The 214-nt window shown below is 64.0% G+C and carries 1 pseudogene; it reads left to right on the top strand.

What is annotated here, in order from left to right:
* Positions 1-214, top strand: a pseudogene (locus E5X34_RS32860) (SfnB family sulfur acquisition oxidoreductase); the annotation flags it as partial.

The raw sequence follows: 214 nt of genomic DNA, 5'->3' as shown, positions 1-214 counted from the left end.
GTGCCGCGTCCGGCTACCGCCGCGCATATCATCAAGGACGACGCCGAAGCGATCGAGGTCGCGCATCGCCTTGCGGCCGAGTTTGTCAAGGATTCTTCCAAGCGCGATCGCGAGCGGATCTGGCCGGTGGCCGAGCTCGACCAGTTCTCGCAGAGCGGTCTGTGGTCGATCAATGTGCCGAAGGCGTTCGGCGGACCTGAAGTGTCCTACGCCA

It is taken from the genome of Mesorhizobium sp. (genome assembly GCF_004963255.1).
Taxonomy (GTDB): Bacteria; Pseudomonadota; Alphaproteobacteria; order Rhizobiales; family Rhizobiaceae; genus Mesorhizobium.
The sequence above is the reverse complement of the archived record's forward strand: the minus strand, read 5'-3'. Positions and strand labels throughout refer to the sequence as shown.